Origin of the sequence: Prosthecobacter fusiformis, assembly GCF_004364345.1 — a bacterium.
Taxonomy (GTDB): domain Bacteria; phylum Verrucomicrobiota; class Verrucomicrobiia; order Verrucomicrobiales; family Verrucomicrobiaceae; genus Prosthecobacter; species Prosthecobacter fusiformis.
The window spans coordinates 74,782-100,136 of record NZ_SOCA01000007.1; the positions used below are offsets into that span (position 1 = coordinate 74,782).

At 56.2% G+C, this 25,355-nt stretch carries 16 protein-coding genes and 1 tRNA gene; 7 read left to right on the forward strand and 10 right to left on the reverse strand.

What is annotated here, in order from left to right:
* Window positions 1-28 precede the first annotated feature (28 nt).
* Complete coding sequence (locus EI77_RS16585; protein ID WP_133796418.1) at window positions 29-1,429, forward strand: MBL fold metallo-hydrolase RNA specificity domain-containing protein; 1,401 nt, start codon at window positions 29-31, stop codon at window positions 1,427-1,429.
* 37 nt (window positions 1,430-1,466) lie between these two features.
* On the opposite strand, the gene vccA is transcribed toward EI77_RS16585, so the two are convergent.
* The 4 genes from vccA to vccD are packed head-to-tail and all read right to left on the reverse strand — an operon-like array spanning window position 1,467 to window position 7,633.
* Window positions 1,467-5,258, reverse strand: coding sequence for a Verru_Chthon cassette protein A (gene vccA / locus EI77_RS16590; RefSeq protein ID WP_166647306.1), 3,792 nt, complete (start codon window positions 5,256-5,258; stop codon window positions 1,467-1,469).
* Window positions 5,259-5,305: 47 nt separating this feature from the next.
* Window positions 5,306-6,343 (reverse strand): Verru_Chthon cassette protein C, encoded by a 1,038-nt coding sequence (vccC, locus tag EI77_RS16595; RefSeq protein WP_133796420.1) that lies wholly within the window; start codon window positions 6,341-6,343, stop codon window positions 5,306-5,308.
* Window positions 6,340-6,864 (reverse strand): Verru_Chthon cassette protein B, encoded by a 525-nt coding sequence (gene vccB, locus EI77_RS16600; RefSeq protein WP_133796421.1) that lies wholly within the window; start codon window positions 6,862-6,864, stop codon window positions 6,340-6,342. Before vccB ends, vccC begins: the two co-directional genes overlap by 4 nt.
* Before the next feature lie 31 nt (window positions 6,865-6,895).
* On the reverse strand, window positions 6,896-7,633 hold the full coding sequence (gene vccD / locus EI77_RS16605) for a Verru_Chthon cassette protein D (RefSeq protein WP_133796422.1): 738 nt from the start codon (window positions 7,631-7,633) through the stop codon (window positions 6,896-6,898).
* A gap of 270 nt (window positions 7,634-7,903) precedes the next feature.
* Between vccD and leuS the strand changes: the two genes are divergently transcribed.
* A complete protein-coding gene (gene leuS / locus EI77_RS16610) occupies window positions 7,904-10,504 on the forward strand; it encodes a leucine--tRNA ligase (protein ID WP_133796423.1) in 2,601 nt (866 codons plus the stop codon).
* A gap of 238 nt (window positions 10,505-10,742) precedes the next feature.
* On the opposite strand, the gene EI77_RS16615 is transcribed toward leuS, so the two are convergent.
* Window positions 10,743-10,819, reverse strand: a tRNA-Pro gene (locus tag EI77_RS16615).
* Between the two features lie 184 nt (window positions 10,820-11,003).
* Here EI77_RS16615 and EI77_RS16620 point away from each other — a divergent pair.
* On the forward strand, window positions 11,004-12,182 hold the full coding sequence (locus EI77_RS16620; RefSeq protein WP_133796424.1) for an AI-2E family transporter: 1,179 nt from the start codon (window positions 11,004-11,006) through the stop codon (window positions 12,180-12,182).
* A gap of 27 nt (window positions 12,183-12,209) precedes the next feature.
* Here the strand turns inward: EI77_RS16620 and EI77_RS16625 are convergent, their stop codons facing one another.
* Window positions 12,210-12,890 carry a class I SAM-dependent methyltransferase gene (locus EI77_RS16625; protein ID WP_133796425.1) on the reverse strand — a complete coding sequence of 227 codons (681 nt, stop codon included), beginning with the start codon at window positions 12,888-12,890 and terminating at the stop codon, window positions 12,210-12,212.
* A gap of 173 nt (window positions 12,891-13,063) precedes the next feature.
* Here EI77_RS16625 and EI77_RS16630 point away from each other — a divergent pair, with 173 nt between their 5' ends.
* A complete protein-coding gene (locus EI77_RS16630) occupies window positions 13,064-13,804 on the forward strand; it encodes a hypothetical protein (RefSeq protein ID WP_133796426.1) in 741 nt (246 codons plus the stop codon).
* An 86-nt stretch (window positions 13,805-13,890) separates the two neighbouring features.
* On the opposite strand, the gene EI77_RS16635 is transcribed toward EI77_RS16630, so the two are convergent.
* On the reverse strand, window positions 13,891-17,451 hold the full coding sequence (locus tag EI77_RS16635) for a pyruvate carboxylase (RefSeq protein WP_208300386.1): 3,561 nt from the start codon (window positions 17,449-17,451) through the stop codon (window positions 13,891-13,893).
* 406 nt (window positions 17,452-17,857) lie between these two features.
* On the opposite strand from EI77_RS16635, the gene EI77_RS16640 reads away from it, so the two are divergent.
* Window positions 17,858-18,484, forward strand: a complete 627-nt coding sequence (locus tag EI77_RS16640; protein ID WP_133796427.1) for a hypothetical protein — start codon at window positions 17,858-17,860, stop codon at window positions 18,482-18,484.
* Window positions 18,485-18,888: 404 nt separating this feature from the next.
* Here EI77_RS16640 and EI77_RS16645 read toward each other — a convergent pair whose 3' ends face one another.
* On the reverse strand, window positions 18,889-19,440 hold the full coding sequence (locus EI77_RS16645; protein WP_133796428.1) for an SMI1/KNR4 family protein: 552 nt from the start codon (window positions 19,438-19,440) through the stop codon (window positions 18,889-18,891).
* A 59-nt stretch (window positions 19,441-19,499) separates the two neighbouring features.
* Window positions 19,500-20,030: a hypothetical protein gene (locus EI77_RS16650; RefSeq protein ID WP_133796429.1), complete on the reverse strand. Its 531-nt coding sequence runs from the start codon at window positions 20,028-20,030 to the stop codon at window positions 19,500-19,502.
* 399 nt (window positions 20,031-20,429) lie between these two features.
* Between EI77_RS16650 and EI77_RS16655 the strand changes: the two genes are divergently transcribed.
* Window positions 20,430-21,221, forward strand: a complete 792-nt coding sequence (locus EI77_RS16655; RefSeq protein ID WP_133796430.1) for a PIG-L deacetylase family protein — start codon at window positions 20,430-20,432, stop codon at window positions 21,219-21,221.
* Window positions 21,222-21,244: 23 nt separating this feature from the next.
* On the opposite strand, the gene EI77_RS16660 is transcribed toward EI77_RS16655, so the two are convergent.
* A complete protein-coding gene (locus tag EI77_RS16660; protein WP_133796431.1) occupies window positions 21,245-21,514 on the reverse strand; it encodes a hypothetical protein in 270 nt (89 codons plus the stop codon).
* Between the two features lie 321 nt (window positions 21,515-21,835).
* On the opposite strand from EI77_RS16660, the gene EI77_RS16665 reads away from it, so the two are divergent.
* On the forward strand, window positions 21,836-25,294 hold the full coding sequence (locus EI77_RS16665; RefSeq protein WP_166647307.1) for an immunoglobulin domain-containing protein: 3,459 nt from the start codon (window positions 21,836-21,838) through the stop codon (window positions 25,292-25,294).
* The last annotated feature ends 61 nt before the right edge of the window (window positions 25,295-25,355 follow it).

Here is a 25,355-nt window from a genome sequence, read left to right on the forward strand (position 1 = left end):
GACTCCGCTGGGATAGTCTGAACCAACTATGAAAATCACTTTCTGTGGCGCGGCGGGCACGACAACAGGGTCAAAACATCTCATCGAGATCAATGGCTCGCGGATCCTGCTGGATTGCGGCCTCTACCAGGGGCGGCGGAAAGAGGCGATGGAAAGGAATGCGGACTTTCCTTTTGATCCCACTCAGGTGGACTGTGTGGTGCTGTCTCATGCGCACATTGATCACGCCGGTAATCTGCCGCACCTCTACAGGAAGGGATTCTCGGGGAATATTTATTCGACCCCGGCGACGAGGGATCTGTGCAGCATCATGCTGCCAGATGCGGCGCACATTCATGAGAGCGACATCGCCTGGCTCAACAAGCACCGGAAGCGGAATGACCTGCCGCTGCTGGTGCCGAACTACACGAAACTGGATGCGGAGGAAGTGATGCACCAGTTTGTGACGGTGGGCTATGGGCGGCCGATGCACATCGCAGATGGGGTGACGATGTCTTTCATAGATGCGGGACATATCCTGGGGAGTGCGCAGGTGGTGCTGGATCTGGAGGACCATTTGACGAAAAAGAAGTGCAGACTGCTCTTCAGTGGTGATGTGGGACGGCCGGGGAATGATCTTCTGAATGGAGCCATGCCGTGCGCGGATGTGGATTATGTGATCATGGAGAGCACGTATGGCGGGCGGCACCATGAGCTCGCGGCGCAGACGTCCGAGCACATCTGCCACCTGATCCGTGAGATCCATGAGCGGGGTGCGCGGATGATCATCCCAGCCTTTGCGGTGGAGCGGACGCAGCAGCTTCTTTATACGCTGGACAAGCTGCGTGCGGAGAACTGCTTCCCGCCAGTACCTGTGTATGTGGACAGTCCGCTGGCGGTGAGGGCGACGGAGATCTTCCGCCTGCATATTGAGGACCTAAAGCCGACGGTGAGGGATGCAGTCTTCATGCGGGATGACCCGTTTGGTTTTGAGGGGCTGCGGCTGGTACGAAGTGTGGATGAATCGAAATCGCTGAACTTTCTGAAGGGGCCTGCGGTGATTATATCGGCCTCAGGCATGGCGGAAAGCGGGCGTATTTTGCACCATTTGCGGAACAACGTCGGCAACCCAGGTAACATCCTTTTGTTCGTGGGTTACTGCGCTGAAAACACGCTTGGATGGAAACTGCGCAACGGCCACAAGCGAGTGAACATTTTGGGCGATGAATTCCAGGTCAGGGCGGAGATCGAGACGCTGGATTCATTCTCAGGTCATGCGGACCATGAGGAACTGCTGGCCTACTTTGACCGGATCAGTGGACCGAAGCGCCGGGTATTCCTAGTGCATGGGGAGCGCGAGCGGTCCGACGTTTTGTGCAAAGCCCTGGCTGAGCGGCATCCGGGCGGCACGGTGGAGGTGGCCAACCTGATGCAGACGGTGGAGCTGTAGGCTGCCACCGTGCTGCATCCGGCCTAACGTTATTTGCTTATTTGGGACCAAATTTGGTGCTGCCCAGGACGCGGAAGCGGTAATACGCATCCAGGGTGGCGGTTGGGGTGGTGGCGAAATCTGGCAGTGCAGGATCGGCCGGGTCCACGTAACGTTCCAGGATGGAGGAGCCACGGTTCTCGGCTATCACGAGATCTTTGCCCTCCTCCCAGGTAGCCCAGGCAGCGGCATCGCTGCCACGACTGCGGGAGGCCTGTTGCAAGGCCTGCACCCGGTAATGTACGCGGTAGGTATTGGACTTGGTGGTGAGGCGAGGATACAGGGTAGCATAGGGATGCTCACGGGCATTGTCAGCGGTGAGTTTATGGGCCTGCCAAAAGGCGGGCATGTTATCCAGCGTTGTCTGTTCCGGCACCAGATACAGTTCGCAGATCTCACTGGCACTGCGGAAAATGTCACCCGCATCAAAGCGCTGTGTGAACTGTTTCAGGGTTTCATCGGCATTGATCAGGTAACGATAGTTGGTCGTGGTGGTGGAGCTTTTGTAAACATTGGCCGCTGTGGTGGGCACGGCAAAGACGCGCTCACTGCGCAGCAAGGCCCGCAGCCCCGTTGTCCGCTCGATGTAAGTGAAGGGGACGATCTGGTGGTTCATATTGATCTTTCCTGCGGTCGAGAGAGGCTCGCTGATGGCATAAGGCTCCACCACGGGCATCCAGAACAGGTCTAACAAAAGATGATCTAAAGGAGCCTGGGCTCCAATATGGACACCACTCGTGGCATCCGGACGGAAGAGAAGGGTAGACCAGGGGACGCCAGCTTTGACCCGGTTCGGCAGGGAGCCAAACATCACGGGAGAAGGGATTTGCCGATTGGGAGAAAAGAAGGTGGGTCCGGTGGTTTCATGCGCTTGGTTCGCATCGAAATAAGGGACACCTGAGTTCTCCCGATAGCTGTTTCCTTCGTCAGGTTTGTTGATGTAAGCGCCATCCATCACTGTAGCGACGCCCGTATCCCAGTCCCCTGTGGCCTCAGCCAGGGAGAGTGCGGCAACGGGGATGTCAGGACGTTTGGCACCGTTGTAAGCAGCGCCGGTCACGAAACTGCCCGCCTGATTATCGGCTCCTGGTGTGTAGTTGCTGCCGCCGCCTTCCTGGAGGTTGTTGGCGTTGAACTGGGAGGTGTTATCATAATAACGATGCTTGATGAAGATGTCAGCAGGCGGATTGGTTTGTGCCGCCAGGAGACGATGATCTCCATGCCCCACGACCATGGTGCGAATGACGTCACTGGGCGCGGCGGAGTTGTAGTGAATGACAGAGCCTGAACGGGTGGTGGTGCGTGTGCCGGGATCTGCCTGCGCACGGTGGATGCGGCCTGCCACGGCAGCAGGGACGGCCGTGGTGCCGGTGAAGGTCTGGAAGCCAGCGAGAGCTCCATCACGAGAGAAGCTCCACCAAAATTCACGCTTGGTATCCACGGATTGTGTGTCGGTGGTGGTGGCGTTTGCGGCTGTGGTGCTCATGACCAAACGTGGTACTGGGAAGGTGCCGGCGGCCAGCCTGACGGTGAGGGTCTGCACGGGCGTTTGTCCTGCCACGGGGTCCACCTGACCACTTGTGGGATTGGAGTCAGAAAAGATTTCAATGGTGATCTCACCGCCGTTGAACTGCATGGTGGAAGCATCGCCATTGGGAACGGAGATTGTGATAGGCATGCTGACAAAGGGATAAGAATTGTTGGCACTGTGGCCTGAGTCTGCAGGCATCACGCCACGGGCTGGCAGGCGGCGGCTATTCAGCATAAAACGGAAACCTGCATTGCCACCCCACATGCGGCTGTGATAACCGCCGTTGGATTCGATGCGCAGGACACCTTCAGATGGGAAACCCAGGGAAGTGCCATTGACGGTGAGATTTTGCAGACCACGAATGCGTATCTGCATGTCTGGCCGCAGGGAGCCCCAGCCTTGGCTGGGAGAGAAAGCTTCAAGCAAGAGCAGAGCCTCAATGCGGCGTTGATTCGACGTCAATTTCACTGCCGAGGTGCCACTGCCCAGAGTGCGGTTGGTGGGTTTGGTTTCCGTCTGGCCGATGTTGTCTGCGGGGACCACATTGCTATCCGGGACATTAAAATCCGCCGTGGTGATGAAGTGCATTCCCACCTCAGTCAAAGTGAAGAAGCGGCCAAAACCTTTGGTGTCGTTGATGCGGATGGGGGTCACCTGGCCATGTCCAGGCAAAGCGCCGGTTTTGCTGGAGCGTCCATTTGTGAACTGATTGCCGCTGGTGGGATAAACGAGAGGTTGAGGTTCGATGGTGTCATCAAACAAATTGGTGCTGCGGATGTAATCGAACATCTCTGTGAGGATCTGATCACGGTCCGTGCCATACTTGGTGGAGAAGTTTCCGCCATAACCGGGAATAGGCCTTGAAGTGAGACTCTGCAAATAGGTGTAGAGTTCGACATTCCGGCCCGCAAAGTCGTCGGTGGCACTGTCCGCATTGATCCTGTCGAAGATGTAGTTTTTTCCCCCTACTTGGGAGCAAAAAGCAATGAGCTGGTCAAAAGGACTGCGGTGGGTGCTGGCCGTGTTTTGACTCACGGGCCAAGCCGCGATGCGAGGCTGGTTGAAGAGGTTTACTTCTGGCGCGCGACTGTGCGCTGTGACGAGGAAACGTGCTTGCTCCAATTGATCGGGTGTGATGACAGAACTTTCCCGCTCGTTGTTAAAGATGAGTTCATCTTCATAAGCATAGAGACGGTCTGCATCCAGAGGCACCGGCTCCAGTGCGAGGGTAGTCCCACCCAATGAGCCACCCAGACCGATACGAGAGCTTATTTGGGTGATGTCTCCACGGGTTAGGCTGGGGAAAGCCGCGCTGAGGTAAGTGGCCGCAGGGTGGCCTGGATAACGTTGATATTCACGCTGGGCAGGTTGGAAATCCGCCAGTGCCTGACGGTCAAACTGTGTGGTGACGCGCGGCAAGTCCCAATATGATCCGGCATCCATGTCCGAGGTGGAGGTCCAGTGATCCCCTGCGGCGGTATTGATGTTGATCTTGCTGGTTTCGTCATCGGTCCAATAAGCGACGCGGCCCACGATGGGATTGGTTTCGCTGGGTGCATCCGCAGCGCCAGCTTCCCAAACGACTTTGTCTCCCTGGCCATCGGCACCGGGGACGGATTGGGCGGGGGAGGTGAGGCGGCCATCCCGCAGCACATACAGCCAGCGCACGGGCATAGGGGCGGGATTGGCATCCGCAGGCGGGGTGCCGCCAGCACTGGCGGATGGAGGCGTGTTAACAGCGAGACCGGCGGGGGACTGGGTGGCAGGGCTGCCCGGGGCAGCAACCGGTGGTGGCTGAAAGATGGGATAACGAAGCTGGCCGTTCAGGGTGGTGACGGGACGGTTCAGATCCGTGTAGAGAGCATCGTTATCACCCCAGCCTGGCAGGACGTCATCGGCAGGATTGAAGGCTCCGTCTGCCACATTCCAGACCAGATTTTTGGCGGAGTATAACTTATAGTATCGCAGCGGGCTGCTGGCAGCATTTCCCTCCGTGGTGCCATAGGTGCGGATCATGCCGGGCTGGGATGCCCACGCGATTTCCTGCCCCTGAGAGGTGGCATCGCGGATCTGGCTGGTGACCAGGGCATTGACGGTGTCAATAAGTTCACGGCCACGGGTGCCGGCATCGGTGCGCTTGGCCACTTGCGTCTCTGTGCTGACGGTGGTGAGGAAGGCGATGATGAGGCCGGTGATCAATGCCAGGAAGGCAATGACCATGACGAGGGCGACTCCGCGGCGGGGAGGGGCGGTTTTCATAAGCTGGTTGGGGGGAGAGGGAGAACTAAAGTGAATGTGTGGCCGGTTTACTCGCGGCTCCATTTGGCGCTTTTCAGACTGACCTGGGTGGTAAAGACGCGGGCGTTCAGTTGTTTTGCCCGCAGGTTTTTCAACAGTGTTTCGAGGTCGGCTTTACGTATTTCGGCATCGGCATTTTGGAAGAGATCTGCCAGACCGAGATCTGGCGGCTCGCTACTGCCGCCGATGCGCTCAGCGGAGGCGTCATCAATGGCCACCATGGTGACCTCCACGATGGGCGGAAGCTGGTGCTGGCTGCTGAGTTCCTTGCGCAAGCCTCCTTGCCCCTCGGTGAATGAGTCAAACTCATAGTTAGGCGCGAGGGCGCTGCCGGTCGGGTCCACTGAAGGGTCCCCAGCAGGGCCTTGGCCTGGCAGCTTAGGCAGGAAGGTGATGGCGATGATGTTGCGGGCGATGATGTGGGCATCCGGGTTGGCGGCGACATCCGGCGGCCAGCGCTCTGGCCCACCCAGGGGGACGAGGGATTCCGAGCGCTGTTTCAGCTCCATCAACCGGAATCCATAGGTGGGGATCAGGGGCAGGAAGGACGGGCGCTCAGTGTCCTCGCCATACGTGATGTAATAGCCGGTGAGATTGAGCAGATGATGGAGCGCACCATGGGTGGGGATGCCAGTTTCGCCCAAAGGGGCGTAGAAGAACAGGGCATGTCCGGGCGTCTGGGCAGGGGGTTGCTGCAGGATGGCTGCGGCGGCTCCGCTGCGGAAGCGCAGTTCAGAATATCGGCCATAGCGGCCTGGCTCAAAGCTGGCCGCATTGGTCTGGTCACGCCGTGCGCCGGACTTGTCATAGTAATCCAGGTAAGTATTGAGCGTGGCCTGGGACAGATTGCGGGTGATGGTTTCAAAGGCATCACGGGCTTGCTGGAACTGGCTGACCTTCCCCCGGGTGCTGCGCCAGATGCTGGCCGTGCGGTCAGTCATGGTGGCAAAGATGAGCATGAGGATGGAGATCACAGCCATGCTAACCAGAAGTTCCACAAGGGAAAAACCTGGTCGGGCCGATCTGGTTGGGAAACGGTTTTTCATAGGTTTTTAGCAACGTGCCCGGTAAAGGCGGTGAAGTTGAATCCGGAATCAGGCTGGATGGTTCCTTCCGGCGGATCAGCGGGACCTCCAGGTGCAGTAGTGATGGGGATGTCCCGGTTTTCTGCATTGAGCGCTACCTGAACGATGACGGTGGCGAGGTTTGGCTGCAAGGTGCCGCCAGCAGTACCGGAGGGGATGCTGGTGGAGGGCTGGATGCGGATCAGTGCATGAAAGATGGCTCCGGTAGCATCAGGCAGCTCACTGCCTTCATCATCAAAGTAGCGCCAGGGCTTGGTGGCCGGAGGGGCGACCAGGACTGAATAATCCGTCTGGGCAGACTCATATAAAAGGCGCTGGCCGATCTGCGCGGTCACGCTGGTATTCATGGCCTCGCGAAAGGTGCTTAGGCCCGCAGGCAGCAGGCCGATCATGAGGGTGATGGCAGCCGCGGCAATGCCGATGGCTACCATCACCTCAACCAGGGAGAACCCCTGGCGGGCATGGGGGGGGAGGGATTTCATGGGAGAATCGGGGTGGTTGAACCCGCTGAAATTAGGGAGTGAAGGAGCGGACGGTGCCGCGTGTGGGCTTCACCTGGACGGTCACGTAGTTCGCTGGCGGGGACTGCCGGGCATTGCGTGAATGGACGGTGAGGAACCATTCCTGCTGGGCGTCCAGGTCGGTGCTGCCATCTGGAAGGAAGCGAACGCGATAGGCGGTGTAGTCTGTCCCGGCGTCTGGCAGGGGCTTTTGTTCATCGCCTTCTTTCCAGTCGGTTTTGATCCGGGCATCCGTGATCAAAGTGGAGAGGGTGGCATCTTCGCTAATTTTTACTGCAGAGGGCAGGCGGCGGACTTCGCGTACGGGCCGGGCCTCCGCATTGTCCTGGTCAAAGATGAATGCCTGCACGGCACTTACGCCAGGGGATTCACCGAAAGAATTCGGGGCGGTGGATTTATAAAAGCGTACCTCAACGACGCGGTCCCGCACCTGAGCGGTGTGGCGGGCCAGTTTCAGCTCATCGGAAACCATTTCACCGGCTTGACTGATCTGGTTGGCTTCCACCACGTCATTCGCCACGTTGGCGGTGAGGGACATAAGGACAGCTACCAGCGTGAGTACGGCCAGGATTTCGATGAGGGTGAAGCCCTGTCTGCGGCGGCGCGCCGGGGGGCCAGCAGGGAAGGTGAGGCCTGGATGTCGCTTCGCATCATGAGGTGCAAGTGACGGAATGGTTTCACGGAGAATTGGATTATTCACCGCCCGGCTTGTGTCATGAGTTGTGCTCATGATATACTTTGTAAATACCTGGCCTGATTGGTTCAATATAAAAATGATTTTTGCTGGTGTTATTATGACTTTGTGCAATATCAAAGAAAGATTTGGCTAAAGTCGGCGGAGGAAACCCTTTAGGGGGTAGATCTTGACCTGTGAAAGTAGGCCTTTTTGCTTTTGACAATCCGCAGGCAGGTGGGTGTTGAAATCTTTGCGCTGGACGTAGGTGACACTGCAACTCCTCGGTTGCGAAATGCCCCTGGTGCGCCTTCTTGCGCGCCCCGTATGAGCAGCGAGCAGCGTAAAGCATTTCCTTTTTCCGAATTTGAGCCGAAGTGGCAGTCCGAGTGGGACGCCAAGCAGGCTTTCCGTACGCCGAACCCCGGCGATGCGGATTTTGATGCCTCCAAGCCGAAGTTTTATGTGCTCGATATGTTCCCGTATCCGAGCGGTGCAGGGCTGCATGTGGGGCACCCGGAAGGGTATACGGCCACGGACATTATTGGCCGCTATAAGAAGATGACAGGTCACAACGTCCTGCACCCGATGGGGTGGGATGCTTTTGGCCTGCCCGCTGAGCAGTATGCTATCAAGACCGGCCAGCATCCGCGTGTGACGACGGAGGCCAATATTGACGGATTCCGTGGCCAGCTTAAGCGCCTGGGTTTCGCCTATGACTGGAGCCGTGAGGTGAACACCACGGACCCGGGTTATTTCAAATGGACGCAGTGGATCTTCATGAAGCTGTATAACAGCTATGTGAATGCAGAGGGCAAGGCAGCTCCTATCAGCGAGCTGGAAGCGCAGGGACTGAGCCGCGCGGAGATTGACGCCCGCCGCCTGGCCTATGTGAGCGAGGCCCCGGTGAACTGGTGCCCGGAGCTGGGCACCGTGCTGGCCAATGAAGAGGTCATTGATGGCAAGAGCGAGGTTGGAGGATTTCCGGTGGAGCGCCGTCCGCTGCGCCAGTGGATGCTGCGCATCACGAGCTTTGCCCAGCGTCTGATTGATGAACTGGATGGCCTGGACTGGCCGGAGAGCATCCGCCTGCTGCAGCGGAACTGGATTGGGCGCAGTGAAGGGGCGGAGGTGAAGTTCTCCCTGGTCGGCAATGACCAGACCGTCACTGTATTTACGACGCGGCCGGACACGCTGTTCGGAGCAACTTACATGGTCATTGCTCCCGAGCATCCGCTTGTGGAGGTGATCACCACACCGGAACAAAAAGAGGCCGTGGCTGCATATCAAAAAGCCGTCGGCTCTAAGTCCGACTTGGAGCGCACGGAGCTGGCCAAGGACAAGACTGGCGTCTTCACGGGTGGTTTTGCCATCAATCCCGTCAATGACGAGAAGATCCCTGTGTGGATCGCCGACTATGTCATGATGGGTTACGGAACTGGGGCCATCATGGCCGTGCCCGCGCATGATGAACGGGATTGGGAGTTTGCTACCAAGTTCCATTTACCCATCCGTGAGGTGGTGGCGGCTGCGCCGAAGCTGGAAAGTGAAGGAGGTTCTGTTTGTGAGATGGAACCCGCAAGTTGCTTCGCCAGTGCAGGTTTCGCAGTGAATTCTGGTTTTCTGAATGGCATGGCGACACCCGAAGCCAAAAAGAAAATGGCCGCCTGGCTGGAAGAAAAAGGCCTGGGCAAGGCGATGGTGAACTTCAAGCTGCGCGACTGGCTTTTCAGCCGTCAGCGGTATTGGGGGGAGCCGTTCCCGATTGTGTGGGAAAACGGCGAGCACCGTTCCATCCCGGAGACGGAGCTGCCACTGCTGCCGCCGACGCTGGAAGACTTCAAACCGAGCGGCACGCCTGAGCCACCGCTGTCCAAGGCGACCGACTGGGTGAAGTATTCTGAAACCGCCACGCGCGAGCTGAACACGATGCCGCAGTGGGCAGGCTCGTGCTGGTACTACCTGCGCTATTGCGATGCGCAGAATAACCAACGATTCGTCAGCGAAGAGGCGGAGAAATACTGGATGGGCGGTGGCAAGCCCGGCGGTGTGGATCTTTACGTCGGCGGCACCGAGCACGCTGTGCTGCACCTGCTGTATGCTCGCTTTTGGCACAAGGTGTTGTTTGATCTGGGCTACGTGAGCACGCCGGAGCCGTTCCAGCGTCTGGTGAACCAGGGCCTCATCATGGGGGAGGACGGCCAGAAGATGTCCAAGAGCCGTGGCAACGTGGTGAACCCGGATGACGTGGTGAAGGAATACGGTGCCGATGCGCTGCGCCTGTATGAGATGTTCATGGGCCCGCTGGAGCAGGTGAAACCGTGGAGCATGAAAGGTGTGGAAGGCGTGTATCGCTTCCTGGCCCGCGTGTGGCGTCTGGTCATGGAGCAGAATGCCGAGGGCGAGTGGAGCATCTCCGCCGCGCTCCAGGATGTGCCTGCGGAAAAGGTAGTGACCAAGGTCCTGCATGAGACCATCAAAAAGTGCGGCGAGGACATCGAGAAGCTGAGCTTCAACACCGCAATCGCGCAAATGATGGTGTGCACGAATGCCTTTACCGCTGCGGCCACAAAGCCGGTGAAAGAGATCGTCACCTTCCTGAAAGTGCTCGGACCGTTTGCCCCGCATCTGGCGGAGGAACTGAATGCCCGCATTGCAACCAAGTTTGCCGATGTTTCCGTGAAGGGTCTGCTCAGTGATGAAACGTGGCCAGCCTATGATCCTGCCGCCCTCATTGAAGACGAAGTGGAAATTGTCTTCCAGGTGAATGGCAAGCTGCGTGACAAGGCGCGCGTGGCCATCCAAGCCACCAAGGAGGAGATCGAAAAGATCGCCCTCGCCAGCCCCCGCGTGCAGGAGTTCATGGAAGGCAAGCCCATCAAAAAGCTCATCGTCGTTCCCGGGAAACTGGTGAACATCGTCGTCTGATCCATGGAGCACACGCGTCCTCGCGTGCCGTTTTTCGCGTCTCGCGGAAAACCGTTCTCAGACCTCGTCAAAACATTCAAAAGGCGCAAAGAAGAAGACCTCTTTTTTGCGCCTTTTGTTTTTTTCAGTAAGGCTTTTCTGAACCTAGGCTGTGCTCAAAGTACTGCGCTTTTCCCGTTAAAACCGCACAAATAGCAGACACAAAGCAACTGCGTTCAAGCCCTGAGGCTTTGGAAAGTGGTCGGGCCGGCGAGATTCGAACTCACGACCTCTTGCACCCCATGCAAGCGTTCTACCAGGCTGAACTACGGCCCGACCTTTTAGCGGGGCTTTGCGGCCCGGCTGGGGAAGGCGATAGTGGCGTTTAGCGGCTGTGTTTGCAACTGAGATGTTAATGGAAAATGGAGATTCTTTATGGCTGCCAATCCAGGGCAACTAAACAGCCCATGATGTCACCTGTTTTCTCTTGAGAAGAATCCCATCGCAGGGATGTTTACCCATGACCATCCTGCCTGAGCAAGATAAGAGCGTCGATTGGGGCCGTAAAGGTTCGCAGATGATCGTGACGTTGGCATGCCTTGTTGTCGTCATTGCAGGCATGAAGGAGGCGGCGGGTGTGCTGGTGCCGATGGTGTATGCCTTTTTCCTGGCCGTGCTCAGTTTTCCTTTATTGCGGTGGCTGACGAAACACAAGATTCCGGGGCCTGTGGCGCTGGGGATCACACTGCTGGTGAATCTGGGCGTGCTGGCTGGATTGATCACGCTGGCGGTGCGGTTGCTGATCAATTTTAATTCCGACCTTCCCCGCTACCTGCGCGGCCTGCAGCGTAATCTTACCGATCTGGGCGTATGGCTGGATGAAAACGGCATCGAAGGGGCCAAGGACTTGATGGGCAGCCTGTTCGATTGGAATACCATCATTGGTTATGCCACGCAGCAGGATGTGATGTCCCGCATCGGCTCCATGCTGGGCAGCACCTTTGGTACCCTGGCCACCGTCTTCGCAGGACTGGTGATGATCTTGATCCTGATGATGTTTGTGCTCATGGAGGCCCCGGGCACCCACCGGCGCATGGTGGCTGTGCGCATGGCGGGCGGGCCGAATTTCAGCGGGCTGATGCGCAGTGTTTCAGACATACAAAAGTACTTGGGCATCAAGACGCTGATCAGTGCCCTGACCGGTCTGCTGGCGGGTGCCTGGTGCTGGTTCTTTGATCTGCAATACCCGCTGCTGTGGGCCATCCTGGCTTTTGTCTTTAATTACATTCCGGCAGTGGGCAGCACGGCGGCCTGTATCCCGGCTGTTATCGAGGCACTCGTGCAGCATGGCGGCGGAACGGCGATCGGGGTGGCTATCGGTTATGGGGGCATCAACTTCGCCCTGGATAATTTTGTGCAGCCGACCCTGCTGGGAAACCGCTTCGGCATTTCCGCTCTTGTGGTGGTACTTTCAGTGATCTTTTGGGGCTGGATCTGGGGACCGATGGGCATGTTTTTGGCCGTGCCTCTGACCATGGTCATCAAGGTGCTACTGGATAACAGCGAGGAATTCCGCTGGGTTTCTGTGGCCATGTCCCAGAAAAAAATCCGCCGGGGTGAGGTGGAAGTGGTGGGCTATGACCTGGATGAAAATGAGATCGTGGGTGCGGGTGCCACAACGGAGATCCCAGGGCGCTGATACAGGCTCGCGTATCGTCGTTGTCTCCTATGTGTCTGCCAGCCCGTAGAACAGCATGTGTTGCCAGGGCAATTCGTCGAACTCGCGCACTTTTTTAAAGCCGTTCACGGTTAGTTCTTTGTCGATCTGGGCCTTCGTCATCTTATGCTCAGGCTTGATGGGCACGCTGTCATCCTCTGCCCGGAATTCCACAAGGACGATGACGCCTTCCGGTTTCAGTGCCTGGCGCATACCGGCCAACATTTGCTCCGGGTGGGAGAATTCGTGGTAAACATCCACCAGCAGGATCATGTCGCAGGACGCAGGCGGGAGCTTGGGGTCATGCGGCTCGCCAATGATGCTTTCAATGTGAGTGATGCCTTTGGCCTCCGCACGTTTTTTTAGCATTTCGATCATTTCCGGCTGCACCTCCACGGCATAGACCTTGCCGTCTTTGCCCACGGCTTCGGCGATGGGGAGTGTATGGTAGCCATTGCCGCTGCCCATATCGCAGACGGCCATGCCGGGTTTCAGCTTCAGTTCCTCCCGCATTTTTAGCGTGGCTTCCTCCCGGTCGCGTTTATGCCGGATGAGCCAGTTAGCCCCCTGCCAGTGCATGGTCTGCGCGATAACGCGCCCCATGTATTCTTCTCTTGCCACAGGAGGGAGAGAGGGGGTCTGGGCCTGGAGGCTAAAGGCCAGCAGCGTGAGGAAGAAGAAGCATTTCATGTCGAATAAGCTAAACGCGGCGTAATCCATTTCCATGCGGTAGCGGAAGGAATCAGTGCAGCGAAAAAGAGGCCTTAATAGCACTCACTTCTGGAAATTATGGAAACATTAATTATTTATGCTTGCAATAATTTTAATAATTCATAGAATATCAACGAAGCCCGACAAAAATTATGAAAAAGCTGATCCTCATCCAGAATGACTATCCTTCCACTGGCAAGAGCACGCTCGCTCATTGCTGTGCCCGTTACCTCTCCCAATATGGTGCCTCCCATCAGTTGATCTCCCTCGTCGAAGATGCTGGGACGGATACTTCTGGAAGGATCTTTGATGCGAATACATTGACTCCAGACAGCCTGCTGGACCGGATGGAAGATAGCCCGATCACCATCCTGGAGATCGCCACTGGCATGGGAGATTTTTTTGAAAAACTGTATCAGAATGAGCAGCTCGACCTCGTCTTTCATGAAGCCAGCATCAGCCTCTCGGTGGTGCTGCCCGTAACCAGTGAATACGACAGCTTCGACTCCGTTTTGGAGGCTGCTGAGGTCTATTCTGACAATGCTGAATATACCATCGCCCACCTCATCACCAGCAGCTATGAGGATGATGACAAGGTCTGGGATACCAGCTACGCAGCCCGCGTGATGGACATGTTCGAAGCGGTGGAACTTTATATTCCCGAGATCGGCTTTCAGCTTGAGCTTGAGCTGCGCAGCCAGCACGCCAGCCTGAATGAGGCTCTGATGGACCCACAGGCTGATGAGCACTTTGGCAAGGACTTCACCAAGTGGATGAGCCGCGTGATGGGCCAGGTGGACAGCGCCCGCCAATACCTCTTCGGCGAAGCCTTCCGCCCCACAACGACACCGAAGCCCGTCAAACGGACCCGCGCCAAAGCGAAATCCCTCTGAGATTCCCTTGTTTCGCTCTCAACTCCCCCAGAAAACACCCGGTCTTCACCGGGTGTTTTTGTTTTGGGGCGTTTGCTATGAAGGGTTTATTTACCCAACCTCACCAGCAGGTCCTTGCTCTCGACGCTTTCGCTGATCTTGACGCAGATTTCCTGGACGGTACCGGCAGTAGGCGCAGAGACTGCGGCGAACATTTTCATGGCTTCCAGGGTCACGAGGGTTTCACCTTCTTTGACCTTCTGGCCCACGCTCACCGCGATGCTGGCGACCATGCCGGGCATGGGGGCACCCACTTGAGTGGGATCCGCTGGGTCAGCCTTGATCTTGGACACTGCATTGACGGCGAGGGCCTTGTTGGTGACCGTCGTGTGACGCGGGTAGCCGTTGAGCTCAAAGATGGCGGTCTGCTGGCCATTGGCATCCGGCTCGGTCATGTTTAGCAGGCGGACGAAGAGGGTCTTGCCAGCTTCAAGCTCGATGTTGATCTCCTCCTTCTGCTGCACGCCATAATAATAAGCCGGGGTGGGCAGTGCGGCGATGTCGCCATAGGTCTTGCGGAACTCGGCGAATTTCAGGAACACATCCGGGTACATGAGGTAGCTCCACACGTCATCTTCGGTGGGCTTCTTCTTCATCTTCTGCTCCAGCTCGGCACGCACTTCAGTCAGATTCACCTTTGCGGCATGGGTGCCGGGGCGGCCTTTGATGCGCTTGCCGCCTTTGCCGACGATGGCATCGGCCAGGGAATTCCACTTCTTGCGGCTGTCGGCGGCTTTGTTGGCCTCCATGCCGTAGAAGGGCTCGCCCAGCCAGCCTTCGAACATGCTGGTGACGTCCTTGCTCCACTTGGTGCCAGTGAGCTGGAAGATATCTCCAGGCTTCACCCCACGGGCCACGCATTCGATGGCGAGATCGCCGACGACCTTGGAAGATGGTGTCACCTTAACGATGTCACCGCAGAGCTGGTTTACCTCCGCATAGGCGTGGGCGATCTCCGGCCAGCGTGGCCCTAGGCCCATGCCGATGGCCTGCTCCTTGAGGTTGGTGTACTGGCCACCGGGCATTTCATGCAGATAGACCTCGGCGGTGCCGTATGGCTCACTGGTATCAAAGGGTTTGTAATAGGCGCGCACGGTGGCCCAGTAGTCGCTGAATTCCTGCAGGGCATCGGTATCCAGGCCAGTATCCCGAGGGGTGTGCTGGAGGGCGGCAACGATGGAATTCAGGTTCGGCTGGCTGGTGCCGCCGGACATGGAGGCGATGGCGGCATCCGCCACATCCACACCGGCTTCTGCCGCCTCAATGATGCTGGCGGCGTTCAGGCCGCTGGTGTCGTGAGTGTGGAAATGAATAGGAATCCCCACTTCATCCTTCAACGCTTTGACCAGCTTTCTTGCGGCATATGGACGCACCAAGCCGGCCATATCCTTAATGCAGAGCATGTGCGCGCCCATCTTTTCCAGTTCCTTGGCCAGGCGGACGTAATACTTGAGGTCATACTTGTCCCGCTTGGGATCCAGGATATCCCCGGTATAACAAAGAGTGCCTTCACAAATGGAGCTGGTGTCCTCACGCACGGCATCCATGGCGGCGGTGAGGTTGGGCAGGTAGTTCAGGCTGTCAAAGATGCGGAAGATGTCCATGCCGTTTTGCGCAGCATGCTTGATGAAACCCTTCACCACGTTGTCCGGATAATTGGTATAACCAACAGCATTGCTGCCACGGAAGAGCATCTGGAGGAGGATGTTGGGCACCTTTTCGCGGATGTCGCGCAGGCGCTCCCACGGATCTTCACGCAGGAAGCGCATGGTCACATCAAAGGTGGCTCCACCCCACATTTCCAGGGAGAAGAGATCCGGCGTGCGGCGGGCCACGGCATCCGCCACGGCCAGCATGTCAAAGGTGCGCATGCGGGTGGCCAGCAGCGACTGGTGGGCATCGCGCATGGTGGTATCCGTGATGAGCAGGCGCTTCTGCTTGGCGATCCAGTCTTTACAGAACTTCTCCGGTCCCATCTCGGTGAGGATCTGCTTGGTGCCTTTAGGCGGCTCCATGCGGTGGTCCCACTGCGGGATGGGCGCGCCGATGAAGGCTTTGCTGATCTTGTGGCCTTTGGCAAAGGGATTGCCGTTGACGATGGTATCCGCGAGGTAGCTGAGCAGCTTCGAGGCACGGTCCTGGCGGGCCGTAAATTTCAATAGCTCAGGATTGTTATCAATGAAGCGGGTGGTGGCCTGGCCGGTCTTGAAGTCTTCATGATGCACCACGTTCATCAGGAACGGGATGTTCGTCTTCACGCCACGGATGCGGAATTCGCGGAGTCCACGGTCCATGCGGTCCAGTGCCTGCTGATAGGTGCGGCCATAGACCGTCATCTTCACCAGCATGGAGTCATAATAAGGAGTGATGACCGCGTTCGTTGCGCCCAGGGCTCCATCCAGACGGACGCCGAAGCCGCCTGGGCTGCGGTAGGTGAGGATCTTGCCAAAGTCCGGCGTGAAGGCATTTTCAGGGTCTTCCGTGGTGATGCGGCACTGGATGGCAAAACCGCTTTTTTCGATCTTGTCCTGCGGTGGTAGGGCCAGTGGCTCCTGATGGATCTGGTAGCCCTGGGCGATGAGGATCTGGCTGCGGACGATGTCAATGCCGGTGATCTCTTCCGTGACCGTGTGCTCCACCTGGATGCGCGGGTTCATCTCGATGAAGAACCATTCGCCCGTTTCGTGGTCCACGAGGAACTCCACCGTACCAGCGTGTGTGTAGTTCACCTCCTTGGCCAGTTTCACCGCTGCTTCGCAAAGGCCATCAATGACCTCCTGCTTCAAGCCATAGCTGGGGGCCTGCTCGATGACTTTTTGGTGACGACGTTGGACGGAGCAATCACGCTCATGCAGGTGCAAAACGTTGCCGTGTTTATCCGCCAGGATCTGCACTTCGATGTGCTTGGCCTTGCCCACGAATTTTTCCAGGAACACGGCCCCATTGCCGAACGAACGCAGGGCTTCAGTCTGGGCTTCTTCCAGCAGCTTTTCCAGGTCCTTGCCTTCGCGCACGACACGCATGCCACGGCCGCCACCGCCGAAGGCGGCTTTGATGATGAGGGGAAAGCCGATCTTTTTAGCGATGACTACCGCTTCCTTGCGGTCGGTGACCGGTTCGTCGGTCCCCTCCAGGATCGGCACATTGATTTTGCGGGCGACGTTTCTCGCCGCAGTCTTGTCGCCCATCATGTCCAGGATCTTCGACTCCGGCCCGATGAAGATGATGCCTGCATCCGCGCAAGCCTGAGCGAACTGAGGGTTCTCTGAAAGGAAACCATAACCGGGGTGGATGGCGTCCACGCCTTTTTCCTTGGCCAGGGTGACGATGCCTTCGATGTCCAGATAAGCCCCCAGGGGACCTTTGTTTTTGTTCAGTTCATACGCCTCATCCGCCTTGAAGCGGTGTGGGCAAAAGCGGTCTTCCTGGGCATAGATGCCCACGGTTTTCAGCCCCAGCTCCGTCGCCGCACGCATCACACGGATGGCGATCTCAGACCGGTTCGCGACCATCAGCTTCTTGATGGGACGGATGCCTGGTTTCACAGGCGGAGTGCTCGCTGAAGAAGGCGCGGGGCGAGAGGCTTTGGCGGCGGCTTTTTTGGACATGGTTGTGGGGTTGGGAAAAAGAAAAGACACGCGATTTTCAACGTCGGCGATGCTTTTGCAAGGATTGGCGCGGATCGCAGCGGCTTAATTTCACCATGCAGTCGCGTGAAGGCCTGGAAAACTCAATGTTTTCGGGGGAAGCATGACGGATCAAGGCTGAGACAAGCTCCACGAGGTCTCTTGATTTAGCGGGAACAGCCGTCGCCGTTGAGCTGAAGAGTAAAATGTCATGGTTTTACCTGGCAGCTTATCTATCTTGGAGATAGCGGGGGGAGGTTTGGAGTGCCCAAGGAATAAAATATTTTCATGGGGCGTATTTGATCAGGTTTGACTGTTGAAGGCGATTTGGTGGATTCTTGGTAAACTGGCCTCGTTTAGCGGGGCTGCCTTCAGCCTACACTCTTATATGTCTGCCCACTCCATTGAATTCTCGTGTCAAACCTGTCAGGTGCAGGGCAGTACTTTTCTTCTCATCACCGGTGCCGACTATCTAACCGACTCAGGCGAAAAACTCCGTGTCATAGCCGAGGTGGGCCACTGCGCGGACTGTCAAAAGTTTGTGCCCATCGAAAACCTGAGCTTGGCGCGTGCTCAGGCCCGGTTGGATGAAGTGATTCGGAATGTGGAGCAGGACACACAAACGCTGGTGAAACTCCGAGCCACCTGGGCCTACAAGCTGGGCTGGCGTAAAGCGGAAGAGGCCTCAGTGGAAAAGAACCGCGACTACTTCAAAAACCTGATCCCCGAGAGTCATTTTTACGTGGATCTCTGCAAACGGCGGCAGGGTCAGGCACGCTGCCTGAATTGCGGCTCCCAATCGGTGACTGGCAGCTTTGATCTGCCTTCTTACACTGATCTCATGCGCGAAGGCAGCCTTCCCATGACCGCCAAACACCCCGCCTGCGGCGGCGATCTCGTCGCCCGGCTCTCACGCTTGCGCATCGCCCACCGCGCACCTGAGCCGCGATTGTATAACCTTGATGGCGAAGAACTTGTGAGTGTGAGCCGGATGTTTCGGGAGTCTTGGGAATGAGGATGGTCGGGCAACGGGGGGGGCCAGGAGGCTAAAACAGGGGCATTGCGAGTGGATGATCAGTTTGTCAGTTTTTGGCAAGCCGGACTCCAGATGAACGACGGCGTGATGCCTCAATGAAGGATACTGCAACGGATTTCAGGAGGTGGCTCGATTCCTCACGGAGGGGGACATCATGGGGCACTTTTCGCCCTCTTCGCTCTTCCCTGCAAGCATTCTCCAGCGCTCTTTCTCCGTGTGCGGATGGGGCGGGAGCGGGTTGTCTCGCCCCTTTGGGGCTGGGGGGATTGGGGTCACGATGAGGGGTTGATCTGTTTGTCTGGAACCGTTGCCTGCCCATTTTACTGCCTGAGTACATTTTAGGTTTTCTCGCCACGTATCCCAGATCTCTTAAAGTAGCCTAGCTAAGGTAGCGGCAACTTGGGCGAGGGACGGCCTTGGAGCTTCAAGTTGCTGTCTGGCTGACCAAAGTAGCCGTAAAACGCTTCTTCCCAAAAATAGCCTTCCTGTCGGTGCTCGAAAAGTTTATTGAGCATTTCAGTAAACGAGAGAGCAACTACACGACTGTTTTCAGTCGCATGATCCCCGGAGTAGCTGTCAAAACAACGGCCAAGCCTTGCCGGGTGGGTGTCGATGCTGATGTAATCAGGGCCGCATCCTCTTACCGCAACAACGTAAAGCCCCTCGGAGGGAGTGGTGTCAAAGTCGTCGGGATGGTCCCGATAAGCCAGTTCTAAGACAACCTGATCAGCTCGCAGAAACTCCGACGGCTTGACGATTCGCCAGCCCCAATCTTCTTTTGGGAACATATCGAGGCCGCCGCAGAGGGCGTAAAATTCCTGCACGTCAGGGGGAAGCGTGAAACTGCCGGGTAACACGGGCATTCCTGTGGGTGAATTGACACTGCAGCCAGTCGTGTCCTGTGCTTGTCTGACGATGTCGGCTAAAGTCTTCATCTTTTAAGAGTTGCTGGCTGAGGTTAGTCCTCGCGAAATTCCCAAGGGTGAAAGGTTTTTTACTTCTGGCTAGCGATCTGGATGTCCTGGCGGATTTTTAGTCGGCCGAGGGGGTGCTGGCCGATGAGCCAGACTTGGAGGGTAACGGGTTTTTTTAGCAGGTTGGCGGGGATGGTGGTTTTTCCGCTGCGGCGTTGTTCGGGGGGGAGGACGATGGGGTGGCGGCCGTAGCTGTCGGCTTCGTTGTAGAGATAGACGGCGGCGATCTCGATGTTTTCGGAGGTGAAGTGGACGGTCCAGTCCTTGTCTATTGGGGCGCTGCCGGTGGGCAGGCTAAGGTGGAGGTCGCAGATGGCGAACTGGCAGGCGGGACTGGCGGAGCCGTCGGGCCTAACCACGTGTGCGGTGTAGTCTCCGCAAGTGGTGAAGGTGCGTTCCACGAGTCCGAGACCGGTTAAGGTGACTTCTTCCACGGGATGGCCATCGCGATGGATGACGAGGGTTTTGACGCCCAGGGAATCGCGGTCCATGACGTTAATTTTCACCGGCTGGCCTTTTTGGTAAGGCACCCAGTCGCCGAGGTCGAGCAAGAGCGTGCGGTTGATTTGCGGAGGGGTGGCGTCTAACGAGTAGTTGGGAAAGAGGAGGGATTCGGCGCGGTTGCCGCCCCTCCAGGCATCAAGATCGGTAATGCGGAAAAGCGGTTTGTTTTTGAGTGCCAGGTGGGCGGCAAAGTCGGCGGCGGTGCGCCGGGACCTGCGAGACGCAGAGTATAAGCCAGGCTGGAACGCCCAGGCAATACATGATGGCCGGTGCGTGCATAAGGTAGAAGTGACGTGGATCTGGGGTGGAAGCTTTCATTGGGAACCGATGATGGGCCCAGCCGCTGCTCCGATTTCACTCATCAGGAAACCCGGAAACCAGTTCGTCAAAATGTGAATCGGTGACAACTGGATGGGAAATCTGACGTAGCATCGTATCTATCCATTATGCCTGCCGTCCTCGCTCTTTTCGCCCATCCAGATGACATCGAATTCGTGGCTGCGGGCACCATGCTGCTGCTTCAGGAGCGCGGCTGGGACCTGCACTACATGAATATGTGCACGGGCAATGGGGGCTCTGTGCAGATGGACGGAGCCACCACCGCTGCCACCCGCCTGACGGAAGGGCAGGCGGCTGCGCGCATCCTGGGGGCGACGTTTTATCCGCCCATCGCGGATGATCTGGAACTGACCTACAGTGTGCCTTTGCTGCGAAAGGTGGCTGCTGTCGTCCGGGAAGCAAAGCCTAGCATTGTGCTCACCCATTCACCGGCGGACTACATGGAGGATCATCAGAATGCCCAGCGGCTGGCCTGTACGGCCGCCTTTGCGCATCCCATCCAGAATTTTGTCACAGACCCGCAGCGGGATTCCTTTCTGCATGATGTCACCGTTTACCACGCCATGCCGCATGGCCTGTGTGACCCGTTGCGCAAGCGCATCCATGCAGGTTCTTTCGTGAATACCACGCGGGTCCACGCGAAAAAGCGGGAGGCGCTGGCAGCGCATGTCAGCCAGAAAGATTGGCTGGATGTGACGCAGGGCATGGACTCCTACCTCGTCAGCATGGATGAATCCTCCCGCAAAGTGGGGTCTCTTTCACAGGGATTTACCTTTGCCGAAGGCTGGCGCAGGCATCTGCACCTGGGCTTCAGCGCGACCGCTATCGATCCTCTCCAGGATGCTCTGGGCGCAGACTGCCAGATTAACGAGGCCTATGAAGCCTGGCTGAAGGAATAGCGGGCACGGATGGCGGGGCTTTTTCAGGCCAGGGCGGCCTCGTGCTTATGCTCAGAGGCCATCTTCTCGTGGCTGTAATCATCCTCCGCATAATGCCAGTCCAGGTCGCCATTGTGATGCAGGCATGGGGGCAACTGGTTCGGGTAATAAACATGCCTGAGACCGCAGGAGACGCCCAGGCTGAGGTGATGCTCAGCCTGAGCTTCCGGCGTCAGCAGACAACGGATGCACATGTCTTTTCCATTCCATCTGCAACGCAGATGGCAGGGGTCGTCGGAGGATGAGTCTGACATAAGGACTGCCTTTCCATAAGTGGATTACGGGTGTGTCAATACCGGTGGAAGTGACAGAGATGCCGGGAGAGCAGTCATCCGTAATAGGACGTGTGCGCAGGTCTGTGGCTACCAGAGGTGAAATTCTGGAATTAATTCATTGTTATCATGAAGAGAACCCGGCTGGCAATCCCCGAAATCCATTGAGTGAAATGAGCCTCTCTTTTGTGCTGTTCGAGCACCCCGGATGGTTAAGGAGGATAAAGGATTATTTAGGTGGGAATTCGTTGGATGGTGATGAGAAACGTGTGTAAATACACCATCGATTTCTTACGTGCTCACATGGATTTTAAACTGTCTCTCCGCCACTGTGCTTCACCTCTACTGCTAGCATGTGTTTGGGGCGGTTTTCTACCCGCGCAGGATGTTCCTCGGTTGTCCCTCAGCCAGGTTGGTCTTCATTTCATTTGTACGGCGGATGGCCAGCCGGATATGTATAGCTGGCGTCATCCGGTAAAGGATGTGAGACCTGGCTCAGCACCAGAAGATTATTTGATCCCCGAAATTGCGCTAGAAGATTTGGATAGTTCCCTCAATGTCAGTGGGGGGAGGACAGCATTGAGTGTGGAGCCTTATAATGGTCAAGGATTTGCCATTGCGCATGACGTGTTCAGTGGATTTTATGGGCAAGAGGAAGAAGCTCGCCTGACCAATGGAGAGGCCGTTCATTGGACGGAACCAGGGAAAGGCGAGAATACCTTCAAAAAGAGGTATTATTCCAATTTTCCTCCCTTGTCCGGATCACCCGTAATGTATGGGATTGTATCCGATTTCTCAGGTGTGGTTGGGGACTCTCAGTATGGTCGGACCCGGCGAGTGCACCCAGGGTATAATCCATACAACTGGAACTACACACTGGATTATAATGTCCCCTTGACGGTTAATCAGAAGCGCATACAAGCGATGCTGTATCTGCAATTGCATCATGCGATAACAACGGATGCCGATAAGAATTTTGATTTCACCTTTGTAATTTCAGGTGCGGATCTGGGCTCAGTTCGTGTTGATGGGCAAGCCATTTTTGCCAAGGCATCCGATTATGTTTTTCAAAGTCAAAAGGCACTTTTTGAAACAGCTGATCAAGGAACTCTGGGTGGATTTGCGGACTCTCAAAAAATAGCCCGTGGACGGTACGCTCAGGGGCGGCCTCCGATGCCGGCTGATTCAGGTTATATAACCAATCTAAACTCGAGTACTTCTTTGTTACTGAATTTAAACCTATCATCGCTCTACTGGACGATGAATAGAGATGAGATTCTTGATTTTAGTTCCGAGCTCATCACGCTGGCGGTTTATTCGGGAAATCTTTCACTGAGTTCATTATCAACGGTACAACCAGTTCAGATCATTTGTTTTAAACTGCCTGATGGACGAGCGCCGGCACCGGATTTGGTGACGGTGGGCACATACCCTGTACACGGCTTTAACGCAAACGGGCTGCCTTATCATAAGCCGTGCCTACAGGCTCCTCATTGGTGGAGCTTTAACTCTGACGGAGCAATTGGGCGTCCCTATGGTTCTCAATCAAATACAGCTCTGCGTGGTCGCTATGCAAACTTTTCACAGTGGAATTGGGACAAATTTTCAGTAAATTCCTCGGATCCCTTTGCTCCACAAGATGGTTACAGACAACGAGTCCCTGGTGGTAATTCCCTTATCTATGGCTATGATGAGAGGCTGTATCCAGATGTGCGGAAAGTGCCTGTAGCGGAACTCATAGCTGATCCTTTAAAGCGCATCGAATACCAGGCCCCCCGTTACAATATGCCGCTGCATTTTGGCACGGATACGCTGCGCACATTATCTTACGTGCATGATTTAACCCCGAAATTGTATGTGGAAGATTCGGATTTTACGCCGCATCCCTCATACAATGATGTCGGAGTGCATTTGGCATATGCATCAGCGTATGATCCTCCTCAAATCATTACCCCCCCTCAGGCCCAAAGTCTCCAAATCAAAGGGCCGGTGTCTATGTCAGTCGAGGTTTCAAGCTCGACCCCGGTAACCTATCAGTGGCGATTTAATGAGGACCCCATCCCGAATGCGAATGGTCCAAATTTCGAAATGGAAATGGCGGAAAAAGCTCAGGAGGGTTCCTATGATGTAGTTGTGACCAATTGGAAGGAGAGTCTCATTTCTGAGTCGGTGGAGCTGATTGTACACGATCCGGTGATTGTTACTGACCCGGTCTCTAAATCGGTAGCCGTAGGCGGGGCAGTCACGTTTTCAGTATCTGCCGAAGGGGCAGACTTGACCTATCAGTGGCGCCGTAATCATCTGGCTATCCCGAATGCTGTTTCAAAGAATCTGGAGCTGTCTCGGTTGAAGTTTACTGACGAAGGACTTTATGACGTTATCGTGACGGGCAGGCATGGTCAGGTTATTTCGCAGCCTGCTAACCTGACGGTTTTCGCACCTCTGGCCATTGTGCAACAGCCAGTGGGAGGCCGTTTGCGATTGGAGCGCAGCATGACCTTGAAGGTGAATGCCGTGGGAGAGATGCCCATCCGTTATCAATGGTGGAGGGGTAGTGAAATGATCGCAGGTGCAGAGACTGCCGAGCTGCTGGTGACAGCTACGGATGAGGATGACGCTGCAGGATTTTACAAAGTGGTGGTGACAAGCCCTCAAGGTAGCGTCACATCTAAAACTGCCGAGGTGGTAGGAGTGGACTATCCGCCAGTCATTACCTTGCATCCTGAAGATCAGATTGTGGGGGTGGGTCTGGCGGCCAGCTTCAGCGTGGAGGCGGAAGGTGAGTCCCTTCGCTATCAGTGGCGGCGAAACGGGGTTAATATAAGTCGGGCCAATGCTGCATCTTATGTGATCCCCCAGGTTAAAAAGACCCACGTTGGCATTTATGATTGTGTGATCAGTAACAATGAAGGCAACACTCTCTCCCGGTCTGCTGAGCTTTCTTTGCCTGTAAGTCTTTCTTTCACCCGCCTGCCTGAGGATCAATTCGTCACAGAGGGAGAAAATGCAATTTTTAAAGCCTTGGTGGTCAGTGAAGGCGAAAAGGTGACCTATCAATGGTCTTTTAATGGAAAGGTCATTTTAGGAGCCATTTACCCAGAGCTAACGGTACATGATACCAGTCCTGAGCTAGCGGGCGTTTATAGCGTCGAGGCTTCAAAGGGGGGAGAAAAAGTCACTGCGTCGGCTCTGCTAAAAGTGCGCGAGCCAGGCATGCTTGTTTATAAAATCACAGGCACTGGTCAGACGGTCGTCGGCAGCACAAATACGCGGGTAACGGTGACGGGTTACTTGCTGCTGGAGCAGATGCCCCAGGGGTTAAATGGGGCTCTCATTATAGTTACCAAGGATGGTCGGTACAGCCGCTACCATGTGCAGCGCCTGGATCATCTGCGCTTGGATTCTACGGGCCCTTCCTTAAAGACTCAGAGCGTCATCAGCAGCGTTGCAGAAGGTACGGAGGAATCTCCTTTTCGTTCTTTGCTATGGCTGCAAGGTGCCGATAGCCTGATTGTTCTGTCGCCCACAGTGAAGACCCTGGGACCTAAAACTCTTTCCGGCACCGCTAACCAAATGAGCATGCTGAGGGTTGATGGGCCGTCAAAAACCACTCTAGAAACACTGAGCCTAAAAGCTGCCCTAGACATCACAAGCAGCGCCGTGGCGCGCCAAAACTCCGAATCTTTGGACGGCACCCTAGAACGACTGGTTGTGGACTTACAGGTAAAAGGATATTTGGAGATGGCTGAAGAGGAACCTTGATTGGGGTGCGAGGAATGATGGGGCGCTGTTGCTGCCCCCACCTTGATTAATGGGGAAGTGT